Source organism: Curtobacterium sp. HSID17257 (genome assembly GCF_003989515.1).
Lineage (GTDB): Bacteria > Actinomycetota > Actinomycetes > Actinomycetales > Microbacteriaceae > Curtobacterium.
This window is the reverse complement of sequence record NZ_RBLU01000175.1, coordinates 1-5078: the sequence shown is the minus strand read 5'-3', so window position 1 is coordinate 5078 and position 5078 is coordinate 1. Positions and strand designations below refer to the sequence as shown.

General features: G+C 69.8%; 3 protein-coding genes. 2 read left to right on the top strand and 1 reads right to left on the bottom strand.

The genetic code is table 11. The annotated features are described in order from the left end of the window. Positions 1-46 precede the first annotated feature (46 nt). Positions 47-1528: a mannitol dehydrogenase family protein gene (locus D8M35_RS15555; protein WP_126892640.1), complete on the bottom strand. Its 1482-nt coding sequence runs from the start codon at positions 1526-1528 to the stop codon at positions 47-49. Between the two features lie 194 nt (positions 1529-1722). Between D8M35_RS15555 and D8M35_RS15550 the strand changes: the two genes are divergently transcribed. Both D8M35_RS15550 and D8M35_RS15545 read left to right on the top strand, forming a co-directional pair. Further along, positions 1723-2358 carry a TetR/AcrR family transcriptional regulator gene (locus D8M35_RS15550; RefSeq protein WP_161972691.1) on the top strand — a complete coding sequence of 212 codons (636 nt, stop codon included), beginning with the start codon at positions 1723-1725 and terminating at the stop codon, positions 2356-2358. A 72-nt stretch (positions 2359-2430) separates the two neighbouring features. Beyond that, positions 2431-5078, top strand: a 2648-nt coding sequence (locus tag D8M35_RS15545; RefSeq protein ID WP_148113402.1) for an MMPL family transporter, incomplete at its 3' end; no start/stop codon positions are given.

Here is a 5078-nt window from a genome sequence, read left to right as displayed (position 1 = left end):
TATCTGTGCAGCGCCGCCCCGCGCCTCCCGTCCGGTGGGCGGTGCGTCAGGACCGCGACAGGCGCGTGACGGTCGTGTGCGCGCCGTCACGCAGGAGGCCGTCGAGCGCGTCGCGGTACGCCGCGACGAAGCGCTCGTCGTCGACCAGGTCGCCGAAGACCTGCCGGTCGCGCAGGAAGGCGAGCCGGTCCTCGCGCTGCTGCCGAGCGGCAGCGGTCAGCCGGTCGGCGAGGCGGTCGACGACCTGGATCGGCTGCCCGTCCTCGTCGGTGCCCTCGGCGTACCGCGCCCACGACGCGACGATGCCGGCCGACAGCGCGACCGGACCGCCGGACGCGAGGTTCGCACGGACGACCGGCAGCAGCCACTTCGGGATGCGATCGCTCGACTCGGCGCACAGGCGGGCGAGGGTGTCGCGGACCTCGGGGTTCCGGAAGCGCTCGATCAGTGTCGCCTGGTAGTCCGCGAGGTCGATCCCCGGCACGGGGTGCAGCGTGGGCGAGGCCTCCTCGTCCATGTACCGGCGGAGGAAGGTCGCGATCGCCTCGTCCTGCGTGGCCTCGTGCGCGTACCGGTACCCGGACAGGTACCCGAAGTAGCACAGGCCCTGGTGGCTGGCGTTGAGCAGCCGGAGCTTCATCAGCTCGTACGGTTCGACGTCCTCCACGAGCTGGACGTCGGCGTCCTCGTACCGCGGACGACCGGCGGGGTGGTCGTCCTCGAGCACCCACTGGAAGAAGGGCTCGGCGACGACCGGCCAGGCGTCCTCGATGCCGAGCTCGTCACGCACCCACGCCCGGTCTTCGTCCGTCGTGACCGGGGTGATCCGGTCGACCATCGAGTTCGGGAACGACACGTGCTCGTCCATCCAGTCGGCGAACGCCGGGTCCTGCAGACGTGCGTAGCTCGTGAACATCTGCCGGGCGACGTGTCCGTTGCCCTGGATGTTGTCGCACGACATCACCGTGAACGGCTCGAGGCCCCGGTCGCGACGACGTCGGAGCGCCTCGACCACGAGGCCGAACACCGTCCGCGGCGGGCCGTCCCCGCGCAGGTCCGCCGCGACCCCCGGCTCGTCCGCGACGAACTCCCCCGTGACGTGGTCGAAGTTGTAGCCACCCTCGGTGATGGTGAGGCTGACGATCCGCGTGTCCGGGTGCGCCATCTTCTCGACGACGGCGTCCGGGTCGTCGACGGCGAGGAGGTACTCGACGATGCTGCCGACGACACGGGACTCCCGGGTGCCGTCCGGGTGCTTGAGCACGAGCGTGTACAGGCCGCCCTGCTCGTCCATCGCTGCGGCCATCCGGCGGTCCTGCTCGAGGACACCGACGCCGCAGATGCCGTACTCGCGCGCCTCGCCCCGCTGCAGCAGCCGGTCGAGCACCATCGCCTGGTGCGCGCGGTGGAAGCCGCCGACGCCGAAGTGCACGATCCCGGTGGTGATGCCGTCGCGGTCGTAGGTGGGGACCGGAACGCCGTTCGCGGCGATCTGGTCCAGGGTCTCCGGGCTCAGGCGGACGGGCATGGGTACTCCTTCGTACGGCGGTCGCGAGCACCCAGTCTGTCAGCCGGGACCGGTCTGCGGAACCGGTGTGCAGAACCGCTGTTCCGCGCTCGGTGGCGATCCGGGACCGCGGTCGGACCGCATCGGGGGACGAACCTGAGGGGTCACTCGGAGAAGGTGCACCGAGTGCATCGATGCACCTAGTGTTGTCACACGTGACCACAACCGACCGTCGTGCCGCCCTCAAGGCGAAGCACCGCGCCGCGATCCTGCAGGCTGCGCGCGACCTCGTCGACGAGCGCGGTGGTCGGGGGTTCAGCGTCGACGACCTCGCGTCCCGCGCCGACGTCGCGCGTCGGACGGTCTTCAACCACTTCGCCTCGCTCGACGAGGTCCTGCTCGCGGTGTGCGAGCAGGAGCTGTCGGTGATCATCGACCGGTTCCTCGCCGACATGGCACGGACCCCGATCGGCGACGGCAGCAGGGCGTCGATGTTCGAGGAGCTCGAGTCCGCCGCACGCGGCGCCGACCTGGCACCGGCGATCTCCGGCATGTACCGGATCATCGGCGAGCCGGGCAAGGAGGACCCGAAGGCCGCGGTCCTCACCCAGACCGCGTTCTCGCGGGTCACCGACCGGCTGCGCGACGAGGTCGCCCGACGACACCCCGGCGCCGACCCGCTCGACACCGCGCTGCTCGTCGACTCGCTCATGAGCGGCATCGTCGTCATCGCCGACCACTGGCTCACCCACGACGGCCCCGACCTCACGCCCGCATCGCTGACCGCCTGGGACGCACTGCTGAGCAGACTCGTGCACAGCGTCCGCTCCGGCTACATGCCGGCCTCCTGACCACTCCCCCCGGGGTCCACCGGCGCACCCCGCACCACCACAGCACCTGACACGAAAGGACGGGGCAACCGCATGGCCGGTCTCCTCTACCGTCTCGGACGGTTCTCCGCACGACGCCACTGGCTGGTGATCATCGCCTGGATCGTCATCATGGGCATCGCGGGGCTCACCTACAGCCTGTTCGCGGGCACGATCTCCTCGTCGATCACGATCCCGAACACGAAGACGAGCCAGGTGCAGGACGAGCTGGCGGACAAGTTCCCGTCGGCGAACGGCGGCAACGGCACGCTCGTCTTCGAGACGACGGACGGCAAGGCCTTCACGGCGACCCAGAAGGCCGACGTCAAGGACTTCCTGGACGGGATCGCCGACCTCGACGGCGTCAAGGAGGTCCGCGACGGCTTCACCACGCAGGACCAGCTCGACGAGCAGCGGCAGAAGATCGTCGACGGCCGCCAGCAGATCGCGGACGGCCAGGCGCAGATCGACCAGCAGAAGACGCAGCTGGAGTCCGGCAAACAGCAGATCGCCTCGGCCCAGGCACAGCTCGACCAGCAGAAGACCCAGGCGCAGGCACAGGTACAGGCCGCCGGAGCTGCCGCCGCGACCAGCGCGGCCGCTCAGGCCGGCCAGCAGCAGCTCGCGCAGGCCCAGGCGCAGATCGACGCGCAGCAGCAGCAGATCACCTCGGGCCAGCAGCAGCTCGAGCAGGCACAGCAGAAGCTCGACGACCAGGAGCGGCAGCTCGAGCAGGGGTCCGACCTGCTGGACCTGTCGAAGGACATCCGGTTCGTGTCGTCGAACGGCGCGGCGTCGATCGGCACCGTGCAGTTCACGAAGTCGACCTTCGAGGTGCCGCAGGAGACCAAGCAGGAGATCTCCGATCGCGCCGAGAGCGCGAAGATCGACGGCGTCGAGGTGTACGTCTCGAACGACATCGCCCAAGGCGTCCCGTCGATCCTCGGACCCGGTGAGATCGTCGGCGTCATCATCGCCGCGCTCGTGCTCTTCCTGATGCTCCGCACGGTCATCGGCGCCGCGATCCCGCTGCTGTCCGCCGTACTCGGTGTCGGCGTCGCGACCCTCGCCTCGCTGTCGTTCTCGAGCCTGGTCGAGTTCATCTCGGTCACGCCGGTGCTGGGGGTGATGCTCGGCCTGGCGGTCGGCATCGACTACTCGCTCTTCATCCTCAACCGACACCGGACCCAGCTGAAGGCGGGCATGGGCGTGCACGAGTCGATCGGGCTCGCGAACGGCACGTCCGGCAACGCCGTCGTCTTCGCGGGCACGACGGTCATCGTGGCCCTGCTCGCGCTGAACATCACCGGGATCCCGTTCCTCGGCCTGATGGGGACGGTCGGCGCCGTCGCGGTGCTCTTCGCGATCCTCATCGCGACGTCGTTCACCCCGGCACTGCTGTCCCTGCTCGGGATGCGCATCCTGCGGAAGAAGGAGCGGCAGCAGATCGGGCACACCGGGGCCGTGCAGGTACCGAACAAGCCGATGTCGACCTGGCGCGCCGTGATCACGCTCGTCGCCGGTGTCGCGGTGCTCGGCACGATCGCCCTGCCCGCCACGCAGATGCGCCTCGGTCTGCCGACCGGTGCGTCCGAGGCGACCGACTCGTCGCAGTACAAGGCCTACAAGGCGCTCGAGGACGAGTTCGGCGCCGGCCAGAACGGTCCGCTCCTCGTCGTGGCCGACCTGCCGAAGGCGATCGCGAAGGACGACGTCACCGCGACCGAGGTCACCATCGGCCAGGCGCTCGCGAAGAACGACGACGTCGAGGCCGTGCTGCCGATCGGCGCCTCGTCCGACCGCGACATCATCGCGTTCCAGGTCAAGCCGGCGGGCGGCCCGGACAGCGTCTCGACCGAGACCCTGGTCAAGGACCTGCGCGAGCAGACGGTGCAGACCGACGACGGCAGGGTGACACTCGGGGTCGCCGGCAACGCGAGCGCGAACATCGACGTGTCGGAGAAGCTCGCGAACGTGCTGCCGCTCTACCTCGTCGTGGTCGTCGGCCTGTCGCTGATCATCCTCATCATCGTGTTCCGGTCGTTCCTCGTGCCGATCACCGCGACGGCCGGGTTCATCCTGTCCGTGCTCGCGTCCTTCGGTGGTCTGACCGCGATCTACCAGTTCGGCTGGCTCGGCTCCGTGTTCGGCGTGCACGACCCGGCGCCGATCCTGAGCTTCCTGCCCATCATCGAGATCGGCATCCTGTTCGGACTCGCGATGGACTACCAGCTCTTCCTGGTCTCGGGCATGCGCGAGGCGTACGCGCACGGCGCCTCGGCGAAGGTGGCGGTCCAGCGCGGTCTGCACGCCGGGCGCGCGGTGGTCACGGCAGCGGCGATCATCATGATCTCGGTGTTCGCGGGCTTCATCTTCTCGGAGTCCTCGACGATCAAGCCGATCGGCTTCGGCCTGGCGTTCGGTGTCCTCGTCGACGCCTTCGTCGTCCGGATGCTGCTCATCCCGGCGGTCATGCACCTGCTCGGCACGAGCGCGTGGTGGATCCCGAAGTGGCTCGACCGGATCCTGCCGGACGTCGACGTCGAGGGCGCCAAGCTCGAGCGATCGCACCCCGGCGACGACCGCGGCCACCGCGCCGAGCCCGCCGTGGCCGGTGCCGGTGCGGGTACCGGTGCGCACCGCGGGTCGCACGCCGCGGACGTCGAGCCGGACGCCAACCCGCACGACGGGCACACGCCGAC